The organism is Pseudomonas sp. BJa3 (assembly GCF_026343815.1).
GTDB lineage: Bacteria > Pseudomonadota > Gammaproteobacteria > Pseudomonadales > Pseudomonadaceae > Aquipseudomonas > Aquipseudomonas soli.
In genome coordinates this window covers 334,360-357,926 of sequence record NZ_JAOXMC010000002.1, presented here as the reverse complement: position 1 = coordinate 357,926, position 23,567 = coordinate 334,360, and the positions used below count along the sequence as shown (strand labels likewise).

The following is a 23,567-nucleotide window of genomic DNA, read 5'->3' as shown; positions in this document are numbered from 1 at the left end:
GCACACCCATGCCTCACATGACTGAACACACTGCCTCCTACTACGCCGCCTCGGCGCGCCAGGCGGCGACCTACCCCGCGCTCGACCAGGACCTGCAGGCCGATGTCTGCGTGGTCGGCGGTGGCCTGACCGGGGTCAACGCGGCCCTGGAGCTGGCCGAACGCGGCCTCTCGGTGATCCTGCTGGAGGCTCGCCGCATCGGTTGGGGCGCCAGCGGGCGCAATGGCGGGCAACTGATCCGCGGCATCGGCCATGACGTCTCGGGCTTTGCCCGGCACGTCGGCCAGGACGGCGTGCGTTACCTCAAGCAGGCCGGGATCGACTCGGTGGCGCTGGTCGCCCGCCGTATCGCGCAATATGGCATCGACTGCGACCTGCGCTGGGGGTTCTGCGAGCTGGCCAACACCCCTGCCCAGTTCTCCGCATTCGAGGACGAGCAACGCGACCTCGCCGAACTGGGCTACCCGCACGAGACCCGCCTGGTCGGCCCTGAGCGCATGCACGAGATCGTCGCCAGCGCCCTGTACGCCGGCGGCCTGGTCGACATGGGCTCGGGCCATCTGCACCCGCTCGACCTGGTCCAGGGCGAAGCCCGCGCCGCCCATGGCCTGGGAGTGCGCATCTTCGAGCAGAGCCCGGTACTGCGCATAGAACATGGCAGTACGGTCACCCTGCACACCGCCCGCGGCCAGGTGCGCGCGCAGAGCCTGGTACTCGGCTGCAACGCCCACCTTGACGAACTAGAGCCACGCTTGACTGGCAAGGTGCTGCCGGCGGGCAGCTACGTGGTGGCGACCGAGCCGCTGCCCGAAGACCTGGCGCGTACACTGATCCCGCAGAACATGGCGCTGTGCGACCAGAAAGTGGGCCTGGACTACTACCGCCTGACCGCCGACAACCGCCTGCTGTTCGGTGGCGCCTGCCACTATTCCGGCCGTGACCCCAAGGACATCGGTGCCTACATGCGGCCCAAGGTGCTCAAGGTGTTCCCGCAACTGGCCGAGGTGCGCCTGGACTACCAATGGGGCGGCATGATCGGCATCACCGCCAACCGCTTCCCCCAGGTCGGCCGGCTCAGCCAGCACCCCAACGTGTTCTATGCCCAGGGCTACTCCGGGCATGGCCTGAACGTCACCCACTGGACCGCGAAACTGCTCGCCGAAGCCATCGCCACCGAGCAAAGCCACGGCTTCGATGTGTTCCGCGCGGTGCCGCACCTGACCTTCCCCGGCGGCAAGGCACTGCGCTCGCCGCTGCTGGCGCTGGGGATGCTGTGGTATCGCTTGCGCGAGGCGCTGGGCTGACGGCCCACCGTCAAAGGATGGCCTGCAGCCCCTTGTCGGCAATGATGTTCAGCAGCTTCAAGGCCGGCCCGGCCGGGCGTGTTTCGCCCTGCTCCCATTTGCGCACTGTCGATGCGCTGGTGTGCAGGTGCAGGGCGAACACCGGTTGGCTGAAGTTAAGGGCTTCACGCAGGTGGCGGATGTCCTGGGCAGTGAACGCTCGCACCGGAGCCGGGCAGATCGCCTCGAAATCCCTAAGCGTAACCTTGCCGACAGCACCGGCCTGTTCCAGGGCCGACAGGTCGGCACGCAATGACTCAATGAGTTTGCTGGTCACAGTGGACCTCCATCAATACCCCGCAGCCCAATGCCTTGGCCAGGGCGTGGGGTGATAATTCCAGAAATACCTTGCCGGTAAACTGCAGGGCCTTTTGCTCGGCCGGCGTGACATTGGCCAGGTCGCTTTTGGCGAATCCATGCAGGAACACATATCGATCGCCTATACGAGCCGACAGTAGAGTGCGGTAACCACCCCGCTTGCCACTGCAAAGGCCAGCAATGCGCTTCTTGAACAACAAACCGCCAAGACTCGCGTCAACCAACCCACTCTGCATTTCAGCGACTGCCCGACAGAGCAGGTGGTCCGGCACGCACTCCCTGGCTTGCCAGCGGGCAAACTCCCTACGCTTGTAGACATCCATGATCGGCACTCAAACATACCCGTAAAGGGCATACTTTGCTACTTTCAGTGATGAATGGATAGTCAGCCCAATCAGGTTGATTGGTGGGAAACGGCAACCGTCGACACCCGAACGCTGGCCTTCGGCCCACCACCTGCTAGCGTTGTTCTGGCCCCTTCCCTCATGGACCTCGTCATCATGAAGCACCTGCCTCGCACTACCCTGCTGTGCGCTGCTCTGCTGGCCCTGGGTGCCTGCTCCAGCAACCGGGTCGATCCCAAGGACTACTCCGGGTTTCTCAAGGACTACAGCCGCCTGAAGCCGGCCGAAAGCATCTCCGGGGCGCCGGTCATGCGCTGGATCGACCCGGACGTGAAGGCCAGCCAGTACACCAAGGTGTTCATCGAACCGAGCCAGTTCTACCCAAAGCCGCAGCCGACCAACGTGATCTCGGCGCAGACCCTGCAAGAGATCACCCGCTACTTCAACGAAGCGATGCGTCGCGAACTGGGCAGCGTGCTTACCCTGGTCAAGGAGCCCGGCCCGAATACCATCGTGGTGCGCCCGGCGATCACTGCGGTCTCTACCAGCACCGAAGGCCTCAAGCCCTATGAAGTGATCCCCATCGCCCTGGTCGCCGCAGCGGTCAATACCGCCGCCGGAGGCCGCGACCAGGCCGTGGACATCGCCGTGGAAGCGGCCTTCCTCGATGGCGCCAGCCAGAATGTGCTGGCCCAGGTGGTGCGCAAGGGCAGTGGCAAGGACCTGGAGAACGACACCACGCAGCTGACCCTGAACGACGTCAAACCGGTGCTCGATGGCTGGGCCAGCGACATGCGCCGCAGCTTCGTGGCCCTGCAGCAGAAAGCCAAGTAAGTGACCAAATGGTCAATGCGCGACCGCCCGTCGGCCATGCTGTAAAAATGCCATCACTGCCTGGCCGGCCTGCTTAACTCAAGCGGGCTGCCAGGCAGGCGGCACCGCGTACCAGGGATGGCTGCACAAGCCGGCTGCCAACAGCTGCTCGCACCGGGCAAGCCTGTTCTCCCCGCCCGGTCTCCCACCTCCTCCGCCGCTTCGCCCGCCTGCGCCGCAATGGCTATTGGTTTTTCATTCATCGAATGCAACGGAGGCAATCATGTCTGAATCGCTGCTCGCACCGTCGGAAGGTCTTTTCCCGGTGTCCTACCTCATTGGTACCAACGCGCCAGGTGCCCCGCGCCTGCAGCTCGACCTGCTGGTCTACACGCCAGACCGCAGCGTCAACGGCCACGCGCTGATCACCCAGACCACCAACCCACCGCTGGAGCTGGCGCTGGATGTCTGGGGCACCTATAGCTACCTCACCGTGCAGCCGCCAAGCGAAGGCAAGATCCTGCTGACGGTGCGTGGCAACCATGGCGGCCCACACGCCAACTCGCCGGAACAGTTCGAACTGCGCGCGCTGCTCGACCAGGACTGGCAGAAAGGCACGGCCAGCTACCGCTACTACAACGGCCAGCGCTGGATCGAGGTGGACAACGTACCCGTCGTGCTGGAGCTCAAGCGCATCCAGACGCTGGCGAACGTCGACCTGACGACCGAACTGCACAACGCCACCGTGGAGGCAGTGATCGCCACCGGTGATGTCGCGCAAATCAAGCATCTGACCAGCGGTGCCGTGGGCAAAGCCCTGGAACAGGCCCTCGCCTCGACCAAAAGCCCGGCCGCCAAGGCCGCCAAGAAAGCCTGAGCAGACAAGGAGAATCAGCATGTCCTTCGGACTTTTTCATACCCGCCTGAACGTCAGCAACGGGCTGCTCGGCGCACCGATCCTGACCCTCGACCTGCTGGTGAATACCGTGCAGAAGAAGGTTACAGGCAGGGCTTCCATCATCCGGGCCACGCATCCGGTTCAGGTGTTCCAGGCCAAGGTGTGGGGTGGCTACAGCGAACTGCCGTTCGCGCCTGCGGGTAGCCCGTCGATTGTCCTGCACCTGGATGGCAGCCCAAGCGGCCCACTCAGCCAGATTGCCCAGACCTTCCACCTGCAGGGTTTGCTCGACCAGGGCTGGAATGCCGGCACCGCCAGCTACCGCTACTTCATCAACGGCCATTGGGTCGACCAGCATGGCCGCGTGCGCAAGGCGCCGGACATCACCCACCAGGATCAACCGCAACCAGCGGAGCGCCTGAAGGCCGCGATCAGGCACCTGGAAAGCGTCTGATCTGAACGGTCCGCGGGGCAAGTCCTCCCCCCACGCGTTCACGTGGGAGCGGGCTTGCCCCGCGTCTTAGGTCAGGCCATGAAGCTGTAGGCGATCGCCGACAGCGTGGTCAAGCCGATCAGCACCACGAACACATTCGACAGCTTGCCCGAGTACTGGCGCAACGCTGGTACCTTCTGTACCGCGTACATCGGCATCAGGAACAGCAGGCAGGCGATCACCGGCCCACCGAGGCTCTCGATCAGCCCGAGGATGCTCGGGTTCAGGGTCGCCACCGCCCAGCAGGTCACCAGCATGAACAACGCGGTGGCGCGCTCCAGGCGCTTGGCCGGCCAGGTCTTGCCGCGCCCACGCAGGCTCTTGACGATCATGCCCTGGAAGCCTTCGCTGGCACCGATGTAGTGGCCGAGGAAAGACTTGGTGATTGCCACCAGCGCGATCAGTGGCGCGACGAAGGCGATCACCGGGGTCTGGAAGTGGTTGGCCAGGTACGACAGGATCGAGATGTTCTGCGCCTTGGCCGCAGCCAGGTCCGCCGGGCTCAGGGCCAGCACGCAGCTGAAGCAGAAGAACATCACTGTCAGCACCATCATCACATGGGCCGTGGCCAAGGTCCGGCCACTCTTGCGGTCGGCATCATGGCCATAGCGGTGCTTCTGGTCGACGGCGAAGGCCGAGATGATCGGCGAATGGTTGAACGAGAACACCATCACCGGAATCGCCAGCCACAAGGTCAGCAACAGCTTCGAGGCGCTGATGCCCTCGTTGGCCTGGGCGAAGAATGCGCCGTTCCAGTTGGGGATCAGGCTCAGCGCCAGCAGCAGCAAGGAGGCGACGAAGGGATACACCAGCACGCTCATGGCCTTGACGATGATCTGCTGGCCGCAGCGCACCACGATCATCAACCCGCAGATCAGCAGTAATGCCAACAGCGCTCGGGGCGGCGCGCCGATGTGCAGCTGGTGCTCGAAGAAGCTGGTCAGGGTATTGGTCAATGCCACGCTGTAGACCAGCAGGATCGGGAAGATGGCGAAGAAGTACAGCAAGGTGATGAGCTTGCCGGCACCCACGCCGAAATGCTCCTCCACCACCTCGGTGATGTCCTCGTTGCCACCTTTGCGCCCGGACAGCACGAAGCGCGTCAGGGCGCGGTGGGCGAAGAAGGTCATGGGAAAGGCCAGCAGCGCCAGGATCAGCAGCGGCCAGAAGCCCCCGACCCCGGCGTTGATCGGCAGGAACAGGGTGCCGGCGCCGATCGCCGTGCCATACAGGCCCAGGGCCCAGGTAGTGTCGTGGCGGTTCCAGGTGGTCGAGCCACTGGCCGAAGCCGGGGCAGCCGAATGCGCACGAACGCTCGTGGTGCTTTGTACATCAGTCATGGGTATCGCCTTGTAGTTGTTTTTGTCGCAGGTACAGCGGGTGTTGCAGGTTCAATCAGGTTTTGCGGCACGTTGTGGGAGCACGCCCGCCCCCACGCAGTCAGCGCTTGTTTTTCAGCACTCGACGAACGCGACGGCCAGGCCGCCGCGGGAGGTTTCCTTGTAGTTGGCGTGCATGTCCGCGCCGGTATCGCGCATGGTGCGGATCACCCGGTCGAGGGAGATGAAGTGCTCGCCGTCGCCACGCAAGGCCATCTGCACGGCGTTGATGGCCTTCACCGCGGCAATCGCATTGCGCTCGATGCACGGGATCTGCACCAGCCCCCCCACCGGGTCGCAGGTCAGCCCGAGGTTGTGCTCCAGAGCGATCTCAGCGGCGTTTTCCAGTTGCGGCGGGGTCGCGCCAAGCACCTCGGCGAGCCCTGCGGCAGCCATCGAGCAGGCCGAGCCCACTTCACCCTGGCAACCGACTTCGGCGCCGGAAATCGAAGCGTTCTTCTTGCACAGGATGCCCACTGCGGCAGCGGCCAGGAGAAACGCCACCACATCGTCGTCACAGGCGCCGGGGTTGAATTTCATGTAGTAGTGCAGCACCGCCGGGATGATGCCGGCTGCGCCGTTGGTGGGCGCGGTGACCATGCGCCCGCCGGCGGCGTTCTCTTCGTTGACCGCCAGGGCGAACAGGTTGACCCACTCCATGGCGCTGAGGGTCGAGCCGATCACGTTCGGCTTGCCCACCTCCTGCAGGCTGCGGTGCAGGCGCGCCGCCCGGCGCTTGACCTTGAGCCCGCCCGGCAGGATGCCTTCGTTGCGCAGGCCGTTGTCGACGCACTCGCCCATCGCCGCCCAGATCTTCAACAGGCCTTCGCGGACTTCATTTTCCGGGCGCCAGGCGCACTCGTTGGCCAGCATCAACTGACTGACGCTGAGGTTGTGGGCCTTGCACAGGGCCAGTAGTTCGGCACCGCTGGAAAACTCGTAAGGCAGTTCGACCAGGCCTTCGTCGCTCGAAGGCGCATCGATCTCAGCTTGTTCGACGATGAAGCCGCCGCCCACTGAAAAATAGGTCTGGCTGAACTGGCTGCCCTGCTCGTCGAAGCTTTCCAGGGTCATCGCATTGGGATGGTAGGCCAGGCTTTCGTCCAGCAGGCGCATGTCGCGGCTGAACTGGAAGTCGACCGGATGACTGCCGTCGAGCATCAGGCATTGCTCCTGCATCAACTGGTCGATGCGTGGCTCGATGCTGTGCGGGTCGATCCGGTCCGGCCACTGGCCCATCAGCCCCAACAGGCAGGCACGGTCGGTGGCATGCCCGACCCCGGTGGCCGACAGCGAACCATAAAGGCGTACTTCGACCCGCCGAACCTGGGCCAGCAAGCTGCGCTCGCGCAGGGCCTGGGCAAAGGTCGCCGCGGCGCGCATGGGGCCGACGGTGTGGGAGCTGGACGGGCCGATGCCAATCTTGAAAAGGTCGAAAACACTGATAGCCATGCTAATGCCTGACCGTGGCGGCGATCTGCGACACGCCACGGCTCTCCAAAAAATTTGAGCGGTATTGCCAAGTTGCGCGATACTGCCGCGCTCAGGCCAGCTTGACCAACGAAACTTCCTACACAAGCCTTTAGCAGGACTAAACAATGAAAGGGCCATTGAATGGCCAGGTGTTCGTCTGGCTGCACGTGTTCTCCTGTGCGGCGCGACACCTGTCGTTCACCCGCTGCGCCGAAGAGCTGCACATCACCCCCGGAGCGGTCAGCCAGCAGATGCGCCAGCTCGAGGAGCGCCTGGGCTTTCGCCTGTTCCTGCGCCGTGCTCGCGGCGTCGAGTTGTCCGCCGAAGGCCAACGCCTGGCGCAGACCGTGGCCGAAGCCTACGGCAGCATCGAGGCCGAGCTGTTGCGCCTGGATGCCGGCGAGATCCGCGGCACCTTGCGCCTGCGTTCGATTCCCTCGTTCCTGGCCAAGTGGCTGACCCCGCGCCTGCCGCGATTCCAGCAACGCTATCCGGACATCGAGCTGCGCCTGGTGGCCGAGGACAGCAACCAGGCGCTGCACCCGGAAGACTTCGACCTGGCCATCGACCTCAACGATGGCAGCTATCCGGGGATGCTCTCCACGCCTCTGCTCGACGAGCAGATCTTCCCGGTGTGCTCACCTGCCCTGCTGCGTGGTCGCCCGCCCCTGCACGGGCCGGCCGGCCTGGCCCACTACCCGCTGCTGCATGACATCACCGCCTGGCGCGGCAGCTCGGAATACGCCGAATGGGAGTTCTACCTCGACGGCATCGGCGCCAGTGGGCTGGACGTGCGCCGTGGGCACACGTTCAACCGCAACCACCTGACCATCGAGGCCGCCATCGCCGGTGTCGGCGTGGCCATCGCCCGGCGCACCCTGCTCAACGACGAACTGGAGCGCGGCGCGCTGATCGTGCCGTTCGGGGTGCCGATCGCCAACCACAAGCGTTATGTGCTGCTGTATCCCCCGGGCGGGTTGAGCCAGCCTGGGGCGCGGGCGGTGCATGACTGGATGGTGGAAGAGGCGCAGAGCTTTCGCGCCATGCACCCACTGGCACTGCCGGCGACTTAAGACCAATACCTCCTGGAATGATAACGATTAGCATTGAGGTTTTACCTTTCTGATTCGGAATCCCTAGTGAATGCCTTCACTTACTTGCGAATCGAAAGGAATCCAGCATGTCGCAACAACGTGTCAGCCCGGCGCAGCAGCCGGCTGTGCCCCACTTCGACCTCAATCGCACTTTCACCGCCGTGCACATGGCCTTGCTGCTTGGCCTGGGCGGCGTGTCCATGGACGTGACTGCGGCGCAGACCGAGGAAGTGGAAAAATCCCGACAGGACCAGACCAACGGCAGCTTGGAGCTGACTGAGACGCGAATCGAGGGCAGCCTGGACGCCCCCAGTGCATTGCCGCCGGTCTACGCCGGTGGCCAGGTGGCCTCGGGCGGCCGGGTCGGGCTGCTGGGCAACAAGGACTTCATGGAGACGCCGTTCAGCACCATCAGCTACACCGAGAAATACATCGAGGACACCCAGGCCCAGACCATCACCGATGTGATCGCCGCCACCGACCCGTCGGTGTTCAGCAACGGCCTCAAGGGCACCTACAGCGAGAACTACTCGATCCGCGGCTTCAACTCCAACATCAGCGACGTGAGCATCGGCGGCCTGTACGGCATGGCGCCCTACTACCGGATCTCGCCCGAGATGTTCGAGCGCGTCGAGGTGCTCAAGGGCCCGTCCGCCCTGCTCAACGGCATGCCGCCAGGCGGCTCGGTGGCCGGCAGCATCAACCTGGTGCCCAAGCGCGCGGGCGCCGAACCGCTGACGCGGATCACCGGCACCTACATGTCGGACGCGCAATTCGGCGGGCATCTGGACGTCGGCCGTCGCTTCGGAGAGGAACAACAGTTCGGCGTGCGCTTCAACAGCGTCTACCGCGACGGCGACACCGCCACCGACCACCAGCGCATGAAGGCCGAGCTCAATGCCCTGGGCCTGGACTGGCGTGGCGAGCGCGCGCGGCTGTCCGCAGACCTTTACGAGAGCGAAGACCGGGTCAGAGGCCAGAACCGCGGTATCGGCCTGGCCGAGGGCGTGCCGGTGCCCAGACCGCCGAAGTCCGACACCCTGCTCAACCCGGACTGGGGCTTCGTCCAGACCCGCGACAAGGGCGTGATCGTGCGCGGCGAATATGACCTCAATGACAACCTCATGGCCTATGCCGCGGCCGGCACCAGCAAGACCGACTACAAGTACAGCGGCACCATGCTCGCGGAGGTGCTCAACACCGCCGGCGACTTCGAGACGCGCATGGGCCAGTTGAAGATCGACCTGGAAAAGACCTCGGGCGAAGCCGGCCTGCGTGGCCATTTCGACACCTTCGGCGTCGGCCACCAATGGTCGCTCAATGCCACGCACTACTCGGACAAGCAGCGCGACTATGGCCGGCGCAACGTTCCGGGGGCCGAGTGGATCACCAACATCTACCACCCGGTCTGGGGCCCGGAGGCCGCCAGGAGCTACCCCGCCATCGCCCACACTGAATCACGCCTGAGCAGCTACGGCCTGGCCGACACCCTGTCGTTCCTCGACGAGCGCCTGCAACTCACCCTGGGCGTGCGCCGCCAGCAGGTGCTGACCGACAGCTTCAATGTCGACACCGGCGCGCAAACCAGTCGCTACAACGAAAGCGCCACCACCCCGGCGGCGGCGGTGCTGGTCAAGGTCACCAACGAGGTGTCACTGTACGCCAACTACATCGAAGGCCTGAGCAAAGGCGCCGTCGCCCCGCTTACCGCGCCCAACGCCGGCCAGGTGTTCGCCCCGTACAAGTCCAAGCAGAAGGAAGTCGGCATCAAGCTCGACCTCGGTGACTTCGCCCACACCTTGAGCCTGTACCAGATCGAACGCCCCAGCAGCTTCACCAACCCGGTAACCAAAGTGTTCTCCTTCGGCGGCGAGCAACGTAACCGCGGGCTCGAGTGGAGCTTCTTCGGCACACCGGTGGCCGATGTGCGCCTGATGGGCGGCGTGGCCCGTCTCGATCCCAAGGTGACCAAGGCCGAGAACCCCGCCGAGCAAGGCAAGACCGCCACCGGCCAGCCAAAACTGCAGGGCAAGCTGGGCGTGGAATGGGATACCCCGGTACTCGAAGGCCTGACCCTGACCGCCAACGCCACGGCCGTGTCCAAGCAGTACATCAGCGACGACAACAGCCAGTCGATTCCCGGCTACACCATCTACGACGTCGGTGCCCGCTACCGGCTGCAGGTGGCCGACCACCCGGTGACTTTGCGTGGCACGGTGGAGAACGTGACCAACAAGGCCTACTGGGGCATGCCGCTGCTCACCAGCCTGGGCCTGGGCGCGCCGCGCACCGTGCAGCTGTCCGCCAGCATCGACTTCTGACGTCAGTCCGCCTTGCCTACCGGCATTGGTTGCCCCGCCAGGACACTGGCGGGGGTGACTACCTGGCCCAGGTCGATGTGACGGAAATCCGGCTTAGCCCCCAGGCGCGCATTGAAGCGCACGTTGAAGGTGAACGGATCGTCGGTCGGCATGTCCAGCGACTGCCCGTAGAGCGCGCTGACCGCCTTGTCGTCGTAGCCCATCAGCTTCAGCATTGTGGGGAACAGGTTGTAATGGCTGGAGGCATTACGGTTCACCGCCAGGTTGCCTTCCCAATCCAGTGTCCTGAGGCCCTGCCCCTGGATCACCACCAGCGGTACCAGGCCCTCCTCCGGCACCGGGTCACTGTCGCAATGAGTGTTCAGCCCTGGGTTGCCGCGCTCATGCAGGTCCTGGCCATGGTCGGAGGTGTACAACACCACGGCCTGACTGAGGTCGGCCTCGGCGAACAGGCGGCGGAAGAATTCGCCGACACTCCACAGCACGGTGTTCTGGTAGGCATTGCGGTACAGCACCCAGTCCTGCGGGCGGCCATCGAAACCGTCGCGGGTGCCGGTGTCAGCGATATCCACGTAGTGGCCCCGGGGCAACGCGGGCTGGTATTTGAGGAAGTCGTCCGGATATTTGTCGTGCACCGGGAAGTGGGCGCCGACCTTGTTCACCACGATCAGGTGCGGCTTGGCATCCTTGAGCAGCGCCACCAGCCGATCGAGCGCCGCCATGTCGCGCTGCACAACGGGGGTGTCGTCGAACTGGATGAACTGGTCGATATCGCGCTTCTCGGTTTCGGTCATCAGGTTCTGCAAATTGCCACCCGTGCGCTGCCCGTCGATGTACACCGTCTCCAGGCCCGCGCGCTTGGCGTACTGCCAGATCGATGGCAGGGTCGAGTTGATGCGCAGGTAGTCGGCGCGGGTGCCGCCATAGCGCAGGGTGACATTGGTGTCGGCACTGCAGTTGGCAATGGAGGCGGCGTAGCCGAAATTGACGATCTGCACGCCGGGCTGGGCCTGGGCCAGATGGCTGGGGACCCCGGCCGGGGTGTTCAGGTCCAGGTAGTTGCCCGAAATGCTCTCGTCGATCAGCAGCACGATGTCCCGCGCCATCGGTCGGCCTGACTGGGCAAGGGTCACGGGCTGGCGTGGCCCGACATGGTCCTGCAGGGTCTCGTAGGTGAACAGGCTCAGGTAGGCCAGCGGCGTGTACATCACCGGCAGCCCGCGGGCCCCCTCACCGGCCCGCACGAACAGGATGGCGACCAGCGCCAGCAAGGCCAGTGCCGGCGCCAGTGGTGGCAGCAGGCGCGGCAGCTTCGGCGTCGGCCCGGGGCGCAGGCCAATGCCCAGCAGCAACAGCAGCGCCCGTGCCGCTGCAAGGGTTATGGCGTAATGATATTGCTGCAGCGCCTCTTGCACGAAACCACCCGCATAGACCATGGAGACGAAGGCGCTATAGGTCAGGTACGAATCGGTGATGCGGTCATAAGCATCAAGGAAGATCGCGCTGATCGTGAACGCCAAGGCCAAGCCCCAGCGCAGCCACCCTGGGCGAGTGAACGCCGCCAGCAGCAACGCCACGGCCAGTACCGCGAACACGCCCAAGTACAACACTAGCGGCACGCCAATACCCAACGCTTCTATGCGCTCACGGTAATAGGCATGAAAGCTGGCCAGATAGACCAACAGCAGTAAAAACTTGATCCATCCGCGCATGTTTCGGCCACTCCGGTCATGGAATTCTTCTCAAACCGTAGCAGCTGTGAAACAAACCACAACGCAGAAAAGTCAAAATTCCGACGACATACCGACACCGGAATCTGGCACCTCTCGCAACCTGTTGTTGATTATCTCTATCGTCCACAACCCGCTTATTACGCTGGATTGGACCGTTCATCGGTTCGCCGAACGGCCAATTGCCACTAGCTATGTTCGCTAACACACGGATTGGAAACGGGTTGATGGCAGATGGCCCTTTTGCTTGGCGTCTGTAAATGCGACGAAACATGCCATTGCTTTGACGCAATTCCACCGAGCTGAGCTATACCCAATTCACACCACTGTTTCATCTCCCTTACTCATCCATTCGAGGCACCGCGCATGGACGTGAGCGTTTTTGGCACCGGTTATGTCGGACTGGTACAGGCAGCAGCCCTGGCGGACGTAGGTCACCGGGTACTGTGCGTGGATGTCGATACCCACAAGATCAACCAGTTACGTCAGGGCGTGCCGCCGATCAGCGAGCCGGGCCTGTCGGACCTGCTCGAGGACAACATCAAGGAAGGTCGCCTGCTGTTCAGCACCCAGGCCAGTGACGCCGTCAGCCATGCCGAGCTGATCTTCATCGCCGTCGGCACGCCACCCGACGAGGACGGTTCGGCCGACCTGACCCATGTGCTCAATGTCACCCGGCAGATCGCCGCGCTGATGGAAACCGACCACACCCTGATCATCAAGTCCACCGTGCCGGTGGGCACCGCCGACCAGGTCATGGCGCTGGCCCGCGACGAGTTACAGCGCCTGGGCAAGGGGCAACTGCAAGTGCGCGTGGTATCCAACCCTGAGTTTCTCAAGGAAGGCAGTGCGCTGGCCGACTGCATGCGCCCGGACCGCATCATCGTCGGCACCCTCGACGAAGTTGCCCATGACCAGCTGGCCGAACTGTACGCGCCGTTCTGCCGCAACCACGAAAAACTGATGTTCATGGACAACCGCAGCGCCGAACTGACCAAGTACGCCGCCAACGCCATGCTCGCCACCCGCATCAGCTTCATGAACGAGCTGGCCAACCTCAGCGAACACTTGGGTGCCGACATCGAGGCGGTACGCCGCGGCATCGGCTCCGACCCGCGCATCGGCTACCACTTCATCTACCCCGGTTGCGGCTTCGGCGGTTCGTGTTTCCCCAAGGACATCAAGGCCCTGCTTCACACCGCGGCCCACAGCGGCATGCCGCTACGCCTGCTGCAGAGTGTCAGCGAGGTCAACGACCAGCAACGGCGCATCCTTTTCGCCAAGCTCAAGCAACGCCTCGGCGGCCTGGCGGGCAAATCCATCGCCCTGTGGGGCCTGGCTTTCAAGCCCAACACCGACGATATGCGCGAAGCGCCCAGCCGCTACCTGATGGAAGCACTGTGGGCCGAAGACGCCACGGTGCGCGCCTATGACCCCGAAGCCATGGATGAGTGCCGGCGCCTGTACGGCTACCGCGACGACTTGCAATTGTGCGCCACCCGCGATGACACGCTGCAGGACGCCGACGCCCTGGTGATCTGCACCGAGTGGAAGAACTTCCGCGTAGTGGACTTCTCGATGCTGGCCAGCAAGCTGCGCGCGCGGGTGATCATCGATGGTCGCAACTTGTACAACCCCGAGCAGGTGGCCGCCCACGGCCTCCACTACAGCGGCATCGGCCTGCGTCAGGTTCGTCCGCAGGCGGATGCGCCATGAAAGTGCTGGTCACCGGCGCGGCCGGTTTCATCGGTGCCCACACCTGCCGCCAGCTGTTGCTTGAAGGGCACCAAGTGGTGGGGCTGGACAACTTCAACGACTACTACGAGCCGTCGCTCAAGCATGCCCGCGTGCACTGGGTACGCCAGACGGCGGGCGATTTCCCGCTGCACTGCCTGGAACTGGGCGACCGCGACGGCATGGCCCGGCTGTTCGCCAGCGAACGCCCGGACGTCGTGGTGCATCTGGCGGCCCAGGCCGGGGTGCGCTACTCGCTGCAGAACCCGCAGGCCTACCTGGACAGCAATCTGGCCGGTTTCCTCAACGTGCTCGAAGGCTGCCGCCGGCACCCGGTCCAGCACCTGCTGTACGCCTCGTCCAGTTCGGTGTACGGCGCAAACCAGCAAACGCCGTATCGGGTCGAAGACGCCGTGGACCACCCGCTGTCGTTGTATGCCGCCACAAAGAAGGCCAACGAGGCCATGGCCCACAGCTACAGCCACCTGTACGCAATTCCCTGCAGCGGCCTGCGCTTCTTTACCGTGTACGGCCCCTGGGGCCGCCCGGACATGTCGCCGATGCAGTTCGCCAGGGCGATCAGCGAAGGGCGGCCGATCCAGCTGTTCAACCATGGCCGCCACCAGCGCGACTTCACCTATATCGACGACATCGTCGAGAGCCTGGTACGGCTGATCCCCCTGCCCCCGGCCGCCGACCCGCAGTGGGATGCGTTCGCTGCGGACCCGGCCAGCAGCCACGCACCGTGGCGGCTGTACAACATCGGCGGGCAGCGTCCGGTGGAGCTGCTCGACTACCTGGCGCTGCTGGAGAAGCACCTGCAGCGCAACGCGGTGATCGAACTGCTGCCGCTGCAACCAGGAGATGTCCTGGCCACCTGCGCCGATGCCAGCGCCCTGGCCAGGGTAACCGGATTCACCCCACAGATAGGCCTCGATGAGGGGCTCAGGCGCTTCGTCGCCTGGTTCAAGAGCTACTACTCGCCCGCCGCCAGCGAAGCGGCGCCCACGGGCGAGCAGCCAGATCAACGGAGGGCGGTATGACAGGACAACCCAAGAGCGCGCAACTGCAGGCGCTATACCAGGACAAACGCATGGACCCGGCGCACCGGCAGCGCATCGATGCCGCCATCCACATGCAGGGCCGCGGCTGGATCACCGGCCGCGTCGGTGGCCGCCCCTGGACCCTGTCACGCACCAACCGCGTGCTGTCGTGCCTGGCCGCGTTGACCCTGCTGCTGCTGCTGTCGCCGCTGTTCCTGGTGCTGGCGCTGCTGATCAAGCAGTCCAGCCCGGGCCCGGTGTTCTTCGTGCAGAAACGTACCGGCTACCGCGGCCGCGCCTTCGGCATGTTCAAGTTCCGCACCATGGTGGCCAACGCCGAAGCGTTGAAGGATTCGGTACGCCACCTCAACAAGCATGGCGCCGATGCCATCGACTTCAAGATCGACAAGGACCCGCGCATCACCTCGGTCGGCGGCTGGTTGCGCAGAAGCAGCCTGGACGAACTGCCGAACCTGATCAACGTGGTCACCGGCGACATGCGTCTGGTGGGCCCGCGCCCCACTTCCTTCAACGCCTACCGCTACCACGACAACCACCTGGCGCGGCTGTCGATCTACCCGGGCATGACTGGCCTGTGGCAGATCTCCGGGCGCAGCGATATCGATTTCGACCAACGTGTGGAGCTGGACCTGAGTTACATCAACGAACAGAGCCTGATGCTGGACCTGAAGATCCTGCTCAAGACCCCGTTCAAAGTTTTCACTGGCCACGGAGCAAGCTGAGATGGACGGTTCATCCTCGAGAAGCCTGACTATCGCTACCCCAAGCGAGACCAACCTGACCGCCACCGTGCTCGACCTCGACCAGCGCACCTTGCTGCTGACCGCGGCCAACACCGGCAGTGGCACCAGCACCAGCGCCCTGGCCTTCGCCAGCCAACTGGCCCTCATGAGCGCGGGCAACGTGCTGTTGATCGATGCCAGCCTGGCGCCTGGCGGCCTCAGCCAGCAGCTGGGGGTGGCCAAACTGCGCGGCTACAGTGACCTGCTGTTCAATCAGGACACCCCACCGCTAGCCCAGGACTGCATCGTGCGCCTGTCCGATCAGCCGTTCGACGTGCTGCCGGTGGGCACGTGGAAACGCGGCCGCGACCGTCTCGACCCAGAGCAGTTGCGCGTGCTGCTGCACCAATTAAGCAACCAGTACCGCTTCGTCGTGATCGACGGCGAGGCCATCTACGCCAGCGCCGACAGCCTGGTGATCGGCACCCTGGTCGACGGCGTGATCCTGGTGGTGTGCGCCGAGGAGACCCGCTGGGAGGTGGCCCAGGCCGCCAGCCAGCGCCTGACCCAGGCCGGCGCGCGGCTGATCGGCAGCGTGTTCAACAAGCGCAAGTACTACATGCCCAAGTGGCTGTACGAAAATCTCTGAGAGGCCGCACAGGATGAACGCCATGAGATATCCCTCGATTGCCCTGTGCGTACTGGCCCTGGCCGGCTGCGCCAGCCAGGAAAACCGCGAGATGCCGGTGCAGATCCTCACCGCGCCTCCCGCCGAAAGCCAGGCCACCGAAGTCGCCCGCCGCGAGCAGGTACTGCGCCCGCAGGACGTGCTGGAAGTGATCTTCCACGTCAGCAACCGTTCGGCCGGGGTCTACCGGATCCAGTCCGGTGACACCCTGGACCTGAACTTCATGGCCGCCAGCGGCCTGAACGGCAACCAGCTGGTGCAGCCCGACGGCACCATCACCCTGCCCAGCACCAACGCCGCGGTGCGCGTCGAGGGCATGACCCCGGGCGAAGCCGAAAGCGCCATCCGCCAGGCCTACCAGGACAAGCGGGTGTTCAAGCCCAACCGTGACCAGGTCACCGTGCGCGTGATCAGCCCGATGACCGACGAGGTCAACCTGAAGAACGCCCTCAGTCACCCCGGCACCGGCATGAGCCGCGACATCACCGTGGGCAACGACGGCCGCGCCACCTTCCCGGAAATCGGCTCGGTGCCGCTGCAGGGCATGACCGTCAACCAGCTGCGCGACTACCTCAACGAGCGCTACGCCACGTTGCCAGGGCGCATGAGCGTGGACGTGCTGCTCAAGTCCACCGCCGCCAACGAGATCTACGTGCTCGGCGAAGTCGGCCAGCCCGGCGCCTTCCAGATCCGCCGCCCCATCTCTGTGCTCGAGGCACTGACCCTGGCCCGCGGCCCGACCCTCAAGGCCAAGCTCGGCTCGGTGGTGATCATGCGTCGCGAGGGCAATACCGTGCATGCGGTCAACTACGACGTCGACCAGGCGCTCTCCGGCGGCAGCCAGAAGCTCGCCTACCTGCAGCCCGAGGACATGCTCTACGTACCCAAGACCAAGCTGGCCAGCGCCGCCGAGCTGTCCCGGCAACTGGCCGACGTGGTGCTGTTCCAGGGCTTCGGCTTCAGCTTCAGCTACCGCGTCGACAATAAAGAAAGCAACAACTGACCGGGGGACGGACCATGACCACGCAACCGAAAGAAAACTATGTGCATGAGTTCTTCCGCATCTTCTTCGCCAACCGCCAGTTGGTGAAACGGGTGTTCCTGGTGTTCGCGGTGATCGCCGTGCTGTTGCCGCTGGTGCTCAAGCAGAGCTACGACATCACCGCCGAAGTCATCGTGCAGTCCAAGAAACTCTCGCAGAGTGACACCACCTCGGCGCTCAGCCAGCAGGCCGACCAGTTCATCCCGCCGTCGCTGGCCGATATGGAGACCGAGAGCAACATCCTCCGCTCGCCAACCCTGATCCGCCAGACCATCGGCGAGCTGCGCAAGGAAGGCCACTATCCGGACGAGCCCGGCCTGCTGCGGCGCACCGTGCTCGACCCGCTGCGTCACGCAGTGATCGAGCCCCTGCACCAGCTGTTCGGCAACACCGTGGCAGACGATCGCGACACCCAGCTCGACACCCTCACCGACCAGGCGGTCAAGGACCTCAAGGTCGAGACCCTGCCCGGCTCCAACGTGATCTCCATCACCTACAGCGCCAATGACGCGAAGCTGGGCACGCTGTTCGTCAGCCGTCTGCTGGAGAACTTCCTGGCCAACCGCCAGGACCTGCAGTCCAACGAACTGCCCGAGGCCTTCTACGAGCAGAAGAAGCTGCACTACCAGGCCCGCCTGGGCGACCTGGAAAGCCAGCGCCTGGGCCTGCTGACCGCCATCGGTTCGTCGGATCCCAAAGAGGAGATCACCTTCCGCCTCAACGCCATCAACACCGAAGAGCAGGCGCTCAACCTGCAACGTGACCGCCAGCTGCAGAACCAGAAGTGGCTGGATTACCTGCAAAGCAGCCTGGCCGCGGCCAACAAGGCGAAGATGGCCGACTACGCCTTCCCCTACACCTTCACCACCACGGTCGACAACGTCGCCTTCGAAGACCGCGAGATCAAGCAACTCGGTGAGCAACTGACCACCCAGCTGGCGCGCTACAACGGAGACGCCACGGTGTTCCAGCCAGGCTCCGACCAGATGGTGATGGCCCGCCAACAGATTGCCCAGTTGCGCGCGCAGTTCCTCAAGATCGTCGAGAACCGCATTCGTGAACGCCAGCAGGACCTGGCCGTGACTCAACAGGTGATCGAGCAGAAGACCCAGCGCATCGCCGACTACAGCAAGCGCATCCTCCAGTTGCGCGAGACCCAGAGCAAGACGCGTCAGCTGGATACCGAGATCGACGCCCTGCACAAGGCCTTCTCCACCTACGCCCAGCGCTACGAGGAAAGCCGCGGCCAAGGCCTGCTCGATGGCAGCCAGTCCAACGCGCGCATCCTCAGCGCCCCCTACGAGCCCACCGCGGCGAGCTTCCCGAAACCCGGCCTGATCATTCCGTTCGGCCTGGTCACCGGCCTGCTGCTGGCCATTGCCGTGGTCTACGTCAGGGAGTTCTTCGACCACCGCTTCAAGCATCCGGCACAAATCAACCACGAGCTGGGCCTGCCAGTGTTGCTGGTGATCAACGATCAGGTTCCGGCGCTGCCCAACCCGCATAAAAGCTGGTCGCTGCCACGCCTGTGGCACTGGGTGCGCAATTGAACGCCGCGCTGCACGCCGGCCGGCCGATCCTGCACCTGCTGAGCAGCGGCGGATTCTACGGCGCCGAGCGCATGCTCCTGGACCACTGCCAGGCGACCCCGGGGCGGCATCGGGTGCTGTTTCTCGATGCCCCGGCCGAACTGGTGGCGCGCTTTCGCGAGGCGGGTGTCGAGTGCGACACCTGCCAGGGCCTGGGGGCGGTGCTCAAGGCGCTTGGCGCGCAGCGCGGCGAACGTCCGCTGGTCAACAGTCATAACTTCAAGGGGCAGCTGTTCGGCTGGATCGGCGCCAGCCTGTTGCGCCTGCCGATGGTCAGCACCCAGCATGGATTTACCCCGCGCAGCCGCAAGCAGCGCTTCTACACCTGGCTGAGCCTGCAACTGTGCCGCACGCCGAGGGTGGAGACGGTGGTGTGCGTGGCCGAGAGCATCGCCCGCATCCATCGCGATGCCGGGGTGCCAGCGGCCAAGCTGCAGGTGATACCCAACGGGCTGCCCGAGATCTATGAAGCGCAGGCAAAGGATGGCGTGGGCGCGGCACAGCCAGGCGGCGCTCCCTGGCTCGCTGCCTACGTCGGCCGGCTTTCCAGCGAAAAAGGCCCCGACCTGTTCCTCGACACGCTGATCCCGGTGTGCCAGCGCCACCCACAGGTCCACGCCGTGATGCTTGGCGAAGGCCCTGAGCGCGAAGCCCTGCAGCAGCGTATCAACGCTGCCGGTCTGGGCGAGCGCATCACCCTGCCGGGCTTCCAGCGCGACATGCGCGGCTGGATGAAACGCCTGGATGCGCTGGTCATCAGCTCGCGCACCGAAGGCACGCCGATGATCCTGCTCGAAGCCATGCAAGATGGCGTGCCGGTGGTGGCCTTCGGCGTTGGCGGTGTCCCCGACGTGATCGAGCACGGCCACAACGGCCTGCTTGCCCGTCCCTTGGCCACGACCGAACTGGGCGAGCATCTAGAAGCGCTACTGCAAGACCCCGAGCAGGCCGCCGAACTGGTTGCCCGAGCCCGCCAGACTCAACGCCAACACTACCACCTGCCGACCCTGGCACAACGCTGGGCCCGAGTGTATCGGGGCACGGCCGAGGAGGTTGTCGCATGATCATTCCCCTGTCGCTGGTGGCCGTAGTGGCCTTGCTCAGCCTGGGTCTGCTGGCCAGCCCTTATCCGTTCCTGGCCCCCGGCGGCGTGATCGGCCTGGCCGGCGTGCTGGTGCTGTACCGCAAGCCGGCCTGGGGCCTGCTGGCGATCGCTACCCTGGTGCCGCTGGAGGGCCTGCTCAAGGACGGCCTGGTGTCCGGCGCCAAGCTGGTGGGCATCGGCCTGGTGCTGATCCTCAGCCTGCAACTGGCGGTGCGCCAACTCCCCGGCGAGCGCCTGCGCAGTAATCAATGGCGTCTGTTGCTGCCGTTCATGGCCTTGTACCTGATGAGCCTATGGACCAGCGACGACATGGGCCTGTCGGGCGGGCACCTGCGTGAACTGCTGGTGGGCCTGGTGGTGTTCGTCATCACCCTGCTGGTCGGCCGTGACCTCAACCTGCCAATGCTGGCACGGCTGATCACCGTCAGCGTGTGCGTGACCTGTCTGTTCGCGATCTTCTCCACCAAGTACCAGGAGCAGGGCCGCGCTTCGGCCATGCTCGACCCCAACGCCTTCGCCCTGCTGATCACCATCGCCATGCCCCTGGGCCTGTGGCTGGCGATCAAGGCGCGGCAGATCCCGGTCAAGCTGTTCTGGGCCGGTTGCTGCCTGTTGCTGCTGGTGGGCATGACCAAGACCGAGTCGCGCTCGGGGCTGGTAGTACTGCTGATCAGCCTGGGCATCGTGCTGCACAACTACCGCGAGCAGCTGACGCGCATCCGCCCACGCCACCTGGGCTTCGCCATGCTCGGCCTGGCCATTGTCCTGCCCTTGGGCGTGGCCCTGATGCCCGCTGGCTACGCCGACCGCATCCAGTCACTGATGCTGCTCAAGTCCGGGGTCAACGCGCACCAGGACGAATCGCTGGGGCGGCGCGCCTCCTACCTCGTCGTAGGCAAGGAAATGATCAGCCATAGCCCGCTGCTGGGCACCGGCCCGGGTACCTTCCCACTGCACTATGCCGACACCGGTTTCTCCAAGGCCTTCGCCCCGGTAAACAGCAAGACCACCGACCTCTACCGCCGCGCCCACAACACCTACCTGGAGCTGTTCAGCGAGGTCGGGCTGCCGGCGGGCCTGCTGTTCGTCGGCATGATCGTGCTGGCCCTGCGCAATTTCTGGCAGGCGCGCGCGGCCTTCCGCGAGGCCGGCGACCCGGATCGCGCCGACCTGATGACCCACCTGACCATGAGCATGCTGGCGATCGGCCTGTTCCTGATGTTCCTCAGCGCCCCGAGCCACAAGTACCTGTGGCTGATGCTGGCGCTGTCCAGCGTGCTGCTCGGCCAGTCACGTGAGCAGCAGCCCGTGGAGGTGGCCCGATGAGCCGGGTGAGTATGGTCATCCCGATGTTCAACGAAGCCCGCCATATCGGCCGCACCCTCGACGCCGCAAGGCGCTCGGCCAGCGCGGCGGGGCTGGCCTGCGAGCTGATCGTGGTCGACAACGGCTCCAACGACGACGGCCCGGCGATCGCCCGCGCCCATGGCGCCCAGGTGCTGAGCGTGCCGGGCGTGGCCATCGGCGCCCTGCGCAATGCCGGCGTGAACGCCAGCCAAGGCGACTGGCTGGCCTTCCTCGATGCCGACATCGAGGTCCCGGAACACTGGCTGGACCTGCTGCTGGACCTGCAACGCCGTGGCGAGGGCGATGTCTTCGCCCTCGATTGCGACACCCCGCGCCACGCGCCGTGGTTCGCCCAGGCCTGGCAACGGCGCACCCTGCGTACCGGCCAGACGGTGCAGGACTGCACATGGCTGCCCACCCCCAACCTGTTGATGCGGCGCAGCTGGTTCGAGCAGGTCGGCGGCTTCGACGAGCGCCTGCGTACCGGCGAAGACAAGGACTTCACCTTGCGCCTGCACGAGTCCGGGGCGCGCCTGCGGGTACTGCGCCAGCCTGCGGTGCTGCACTGGGGCTACGAGGCCAACTGGCGCGAATGGCTGGGCAAGGAGATGTGGCGCCAGGGCAGCCACCTGCAATTACTGCGCAGCCATGGCGTGAGCCTGCGCCTGCTGCGTTTCCCGATACTTTCGATAGGCGCCTGGGTGCTGGACGCCGTGGCCCTGTCGGCGCTGCTCGACGGCTTCCCCCATGTCGCCCTGTTCTTCCTGCTGGTCAGCGCCGTGCCCGCGCTGCTCCTCAGCCTGCGCCAGAGCCGCAGGCAGCGCGACCCGCTGCTCACGCTGCAGCTCTGGGGCCTGCACTGGCTGCGCCTGCACCTCGCCGGCGCGGCCTTCATCCTCAGCCTGTTCAACCGCACCGCAAGGAGGCCCGCCCGTGGCTGAGTTCATTTTCTGGCTATGCCTGCTGCTGCCGTTATATGCCTGGGTCGGATACCCCCTGCTGCTGACCCTGGCCGCACCGTTCTTTGCCCGCCGCACCCATTCACCATTGCCGCCGCAGCGAGTGAGCGTGGTGATCGCCGCGCACAACGAAGAGCGGCATGTCGAAGCCAAGCTCGCCAGCGTGCTGGCCCAGGATTATCCGGCCGCCGCACTGCAGGTGGTCGTGGCCAGCGACGGCTCGAGCGACCGCACCGTGGCGCTAGCCCTAGCCCTGGGCGATCCCCGCGTGCAGGTGCTGGACCTGCCGCGCCTGGGCAAGGCCGAGGCGCTGAACCGAGCCGTGCAGGTGTGCACCGGCGACCTGCTGGTTTTCACTGACGCCGACAACCAGTGGTCGACCGACACCCTCGGCCTGCTGCTGGCCCCTTTCGCCGACGCCGCAGTCGGCGGCACCGCAGGCCATATGATCATCCCCGACCCGGGCAAAGGTCTGAGCATCGGCGACAGCCTGTACCGCCATTACGAAGCTTGGGTGCGCAAGGTTGAGAACCGTACCGGCTGCATGGTCTCGGCCGACGGCGCCCTGCTCGCACTGCGTCGGGGGCTGTACCAGCCGATTCCGAAACAGGTCAACGACGACTTCTTCATCAGCACCTGCGCGCCCGCTGCCGGCTTGCGCATTGTCTACGTGCCGGAGGCGGTGGTCCTCGACCAGGGCGTGGACGAAGCCGACAAGCAGTTCCGTCGCCGTCAGCGCGTCACCGTCGGTGGCCTGCTGAGCCTGGCCGCCCGCCGCGAACTGCTCAATCCGGCGCGCCACGGCCTGTATGCCATTGCCCTGATCAGCCACAAGCTGCTCCGGCGTCTGGCCCCGGTACTGCTGCTGCCGTTGCTGCTGGCCAACCTGTGGCTGGCCGCCGAGCCCGGTTTCTACCGCCTGACCCTGGCCCTGCAACTGCTCGGCTACGCCGCGGCCATCGCCGGCCTGCTCGACGCCCGTCGGCGCTTGCCCCGCCCGTTCCGCCTTGCCGCCTTCGTGCTGGTCACCCTCGCCGGCATGAGCGTGGGCCTGTGGCAATTCCTGCGCGGGCACAGCTACAGCCAATGGAACCCCGACCAGAATCGATGA

The 23,567-nt window shown here is 65.0% G+C and carries 21 protein-coding genes; 16 read left to right on the top strand and 5 right to left on the bottom strand.

The genetic code is table 11. The features are described 5' to 3' along the window. The first annotated feature begins 8 nt into the window (after nt 1-8). Nucleotides 9-1,304: an NAD(P)/FAD-dependent oxidoreductase gene (locus OH705_RS03355; RefSeq protein WP_267300978.1), complete on the top strand. Its 1,296-nt coding sequence runs from the start codon at nt 9-11 to the stop codon at nt 1,302-1,304. A gap of 10 nt (nt 1,305-1,314) precedes the next feature. Here the strand turns inward: OH705_RS03355 and OH705_RS03350 are convergent, their stop codons facing one another. Continuing rightward, nucleotides 1,315-1,620, bottom strand: coding sequence for a helix-turn-helix domain-containing protein (locus OH705_RS03350; protein ID WP_046855774.1), 306 nt, complete (start codon nt 1,618-1,620; stop codon nt 1,315-1,317). Then, the gene (locus OH705_RS03345; RefSeq protein WP_046857798.1) at nt 1,601-1,984 is read right to left on the bottom strand and encodes a type II toxin-antitoxin system RelE/ParE family toxin; all 384 of its coding nucleotides are present in this window, start codon (nt 1,982-1,984) and stop codon (nt 1,601-1,603) included. Before OH705_RS03345 ends, OH705_RS03350 begins: the two co-directional genes overlap by 20 nt. 177 nt (nt 1,985-2,161) lie before the next feature. Here OH705_RS03345 and OH705_RS03340 point away from each other — a divergent pair, with 177 nt between their 5' ends. From OH705_RS03340 to OH705_RS03330, 3 genes are all read left to right on the top strand, one after another. Continuing rightward, the gene (locus OH705_RS03340; protein WP_267300973.1) at nt 2,162-2,839 is read left to right on the top strand and encodes a DUF3313 domain-containing protein; all 678 of its coding nucleotides are present in this window, start codon (nt 2,162-2,164) and stop codon (nt 2,837-2,839) included. Nucleotides 2,840-3,101: 262 nt separating this feature from the next. Next, nucleotides 3,102-3,695 carry a DUF1842 domain-containing protein gene (locus OH705_RS03335; RefSeq protein WP_094011233.1) on the top strand — a complete coding sequence of 198 codons (594 nt, stop codon included), beginning with the start codon at nt 3,102-3,104 and terminating at the stop codon, nt 3,693-3,695. A gap of 19 nt (nt 3,696-3,714) precedes the next feature. Beyond that, nucleotides 3,715-4,170 (top strand): DUF1842 domain-containing protein, encoded by a 456-nt coding sequence (locus OH705_RS03330; protein WP_023631249.1) that lies wholly within the window; start codon nt 3,715-3,717, stop codon nt 4,168-4,170. A gap of 71 nt (nt 4,171-4,241) precedes the next feature. On the opposite strand, the gene OH705_RS03325 is transcribed toward OH705_RS03330, so the two are convergent. Together OH705_RS03325 and OH705_RS03320 are read right to left on the bottom strand one after the other, a co-directional pair. Then, a complete protein-coding gene (locus tag OH705_RS03325) occupies nt 4,242-5,549 on the bottom strand; it encodes a serine/threonine transporter (protein ID WP_023631248.1) in 1,308 nt (435 codons plus the stop codon). Between the two features lie 114 nt (nt 5,550-5,663). Further along, a complete protein-coding gene (locus OH705_RS03320; RefSeq protein ID WP_094011231.1) occupies nt 5,664-7,040 on the bottom strand; it encodes an L-serine ammonia-lyase in 1,377 nt (458 codons plus the stop codon). Between the two features lie 146 nt (nt 7,041-7,186). Here OH705_RS03320 and OH705_RS03315 point away from each other — a divergent pair, with 146 nt between their 5' ends. Then, nucleotides 7,187-8,134 (top strand): LysR substrate-binding domain-containing protein, encoded by a 948-nt coding sequence (locus OH705_RS03315; RefSeq protein ID WP_267300969.1) that lies wholly within the window; start codon nt 7,187-7,189, stop codon nt 8,132-8,134. A 107-nt stretch (nt 8,135-8,241) separates the two neighbouring features. After that, nucleotides 8,242-10,476 carry a TonB-dependent receptor gene (locus tag OH705_RS03310; RefSeq protein ID WP_267300968.1) on the top strand — a complete coding sequence of 745 codons (2,235 nt, stop codon included), beginning with the start codon at nt 8,242-8,244 and terminating at the stop codon, nt 10,474-10,476. A 2-nt stretch (nt 10,477-10,478) separates the two neighbouring features. Here OH705_RS03310 and OH705_RS03305 read toward each other — a convergent pair whose 3' ends face one another. After that, a complete protein-coding gene (locus OH705_RS03305) occupies nt 10,479-12,188 on the bottom strand; it encodes a sulfatase-like hydrolase/transferase (RefSeq protein ID WP_267300966.1) in 1,710 nt (569 codons plus the stop codon). 384 nt (nt 12,189-12,572) lie between these two features. Here OH705_RS03305 and OH705_RS03300 point away from each other — a divergent pair, with 384 nt between their 5' ends. From OH705_RS03300 to OH705_RS03255, 10 genes are read left to right on the top strand one after another with little or no spacing between them, the layout of a single operon-like run. Further along, a complete protein-coding gene (locus tag OH705_RS03300; protein ID WP_023630082.1) occupies nt 12,573-13,922 on the top strand; it encodes a UDP-glucose dehydrogenase family protein in 1,350 nt (449 codons plus the stop codon). Continuing rightward, nucleotides 13,919-14,983, top strand: coding sequence for an NAD-dependent epimerase (locus tag OH705_RS03295; protein WP_038706031.1), 1,065 nt, complete (start codon nt 13,919-13,921; stop codon nt 14,981-14,983). The genes OH705_RS03300 and OH705_RS03295 overlap by 4 nt, the downstream gene beginning before the upstream one ends. Beyond that, on the top strand, nt 14,980-15,726 hold the full coding sequence (locus OH705_RS03290) for a sugar transferase (protein ID WP_023630802.1): 747 nt from the start codon (nt 14,980-14,982) through the stop codon (nt 15,724-15,726). Before OH705_RS03295 ends, OH705_RS03290 begins: the two co-directional genes overlap by 4 nt. A gap of 1 nt (nt 15,727) precedes the next feature. Next, complete coding sequence (locus OH705_RS03285) at nt 15,728-16,375, top strand: CpsD/CapB family tyrosine-protein kinase (RefSeq protein WP_267300963.1); 648 nt, start codon at nt 15,728-15,730, stop codon at nt 16,373-16,375. Nucleotides 16,376-16,397: 22 nt separating this feature from the next. Beyond that, nucleotides 16,398-17,417, top strand: a complete 1,020-nt coding sequence (locus OH705_RS03280; protein ID WP_038706030.1) for a polysaccharide biosynthesis/export family protein — start codon at nt 16,398-16,400, stop codon at nt 17,415-17,417. A gap of 14 nt (nt 17,418-17,431) precedes the next feature. Then, on the top strand, nt 17,432-19,006 hold the full coding sequence (locus OH705_RS03275; protein ID WP_023630804.1) for a GumC family protein: 1,575 nt from the start codon (nt 17,432-17,434) through the stop codon (nt 19,004-19,006). Beyond that, nucleotides 19,003-20,109 (top strand): glycosyltransferase family 4 protein, encoded by a 1,107-nt coding sequence (locus OH705_RS03270; RefSeq protein ID WP_244891317.1) that lies wholly within the window; start codon nt 19,003-19,005, stop codon nt 20,107-20,109. Before OH705_RS03275 ends, OH705_RS03270 begins: the two co-directional genes overlap by 4 nt. Continuing rightward, the gene (locus tag OH705_RS03265; protein ID WP_038706029.1) at nt 20,106-21,476 is read left to right on the top strand and encodes an O-antigen ligase family protein; all 1,371 of its coding nucleotides are present in this window, start codon (nt 20,106-20,108) and stop codon (nt 21,474-21,476) included. The genes OH705_RS03270 and OH705_RS03265 overlap by 4 nt, the downstream gene beginning before the upstream one ends. Next, nucleotides 21,473-22,438 (top strand): glycosyltransferase, encoded by a 966-nt coding sequence (locus OH705_RS03260; RefSeq protein ID WP_267300956.1) that lies wholly within the window; start codon nt 21,473-21,475, stop codon nt 22,436-22,438. Before OH705_RS03265 ends, OH705_RS03260 begins: the two co-directional genes overlap by 4 nt. After that, complete coding sequence (locus tag OH705_RS03255; RefSeq protein ID WP_038706027.1) at nt 22,431-23,567, top strand: glycosyltransferase family 2 protein; 1,137 nt, start codon at nt 22,431-22,433, stop codon at nt 23,565-23,567. Before OH705_RS03260 ends, OH705_RS03255 begins: the two co-directional genes overlap by 8 nt.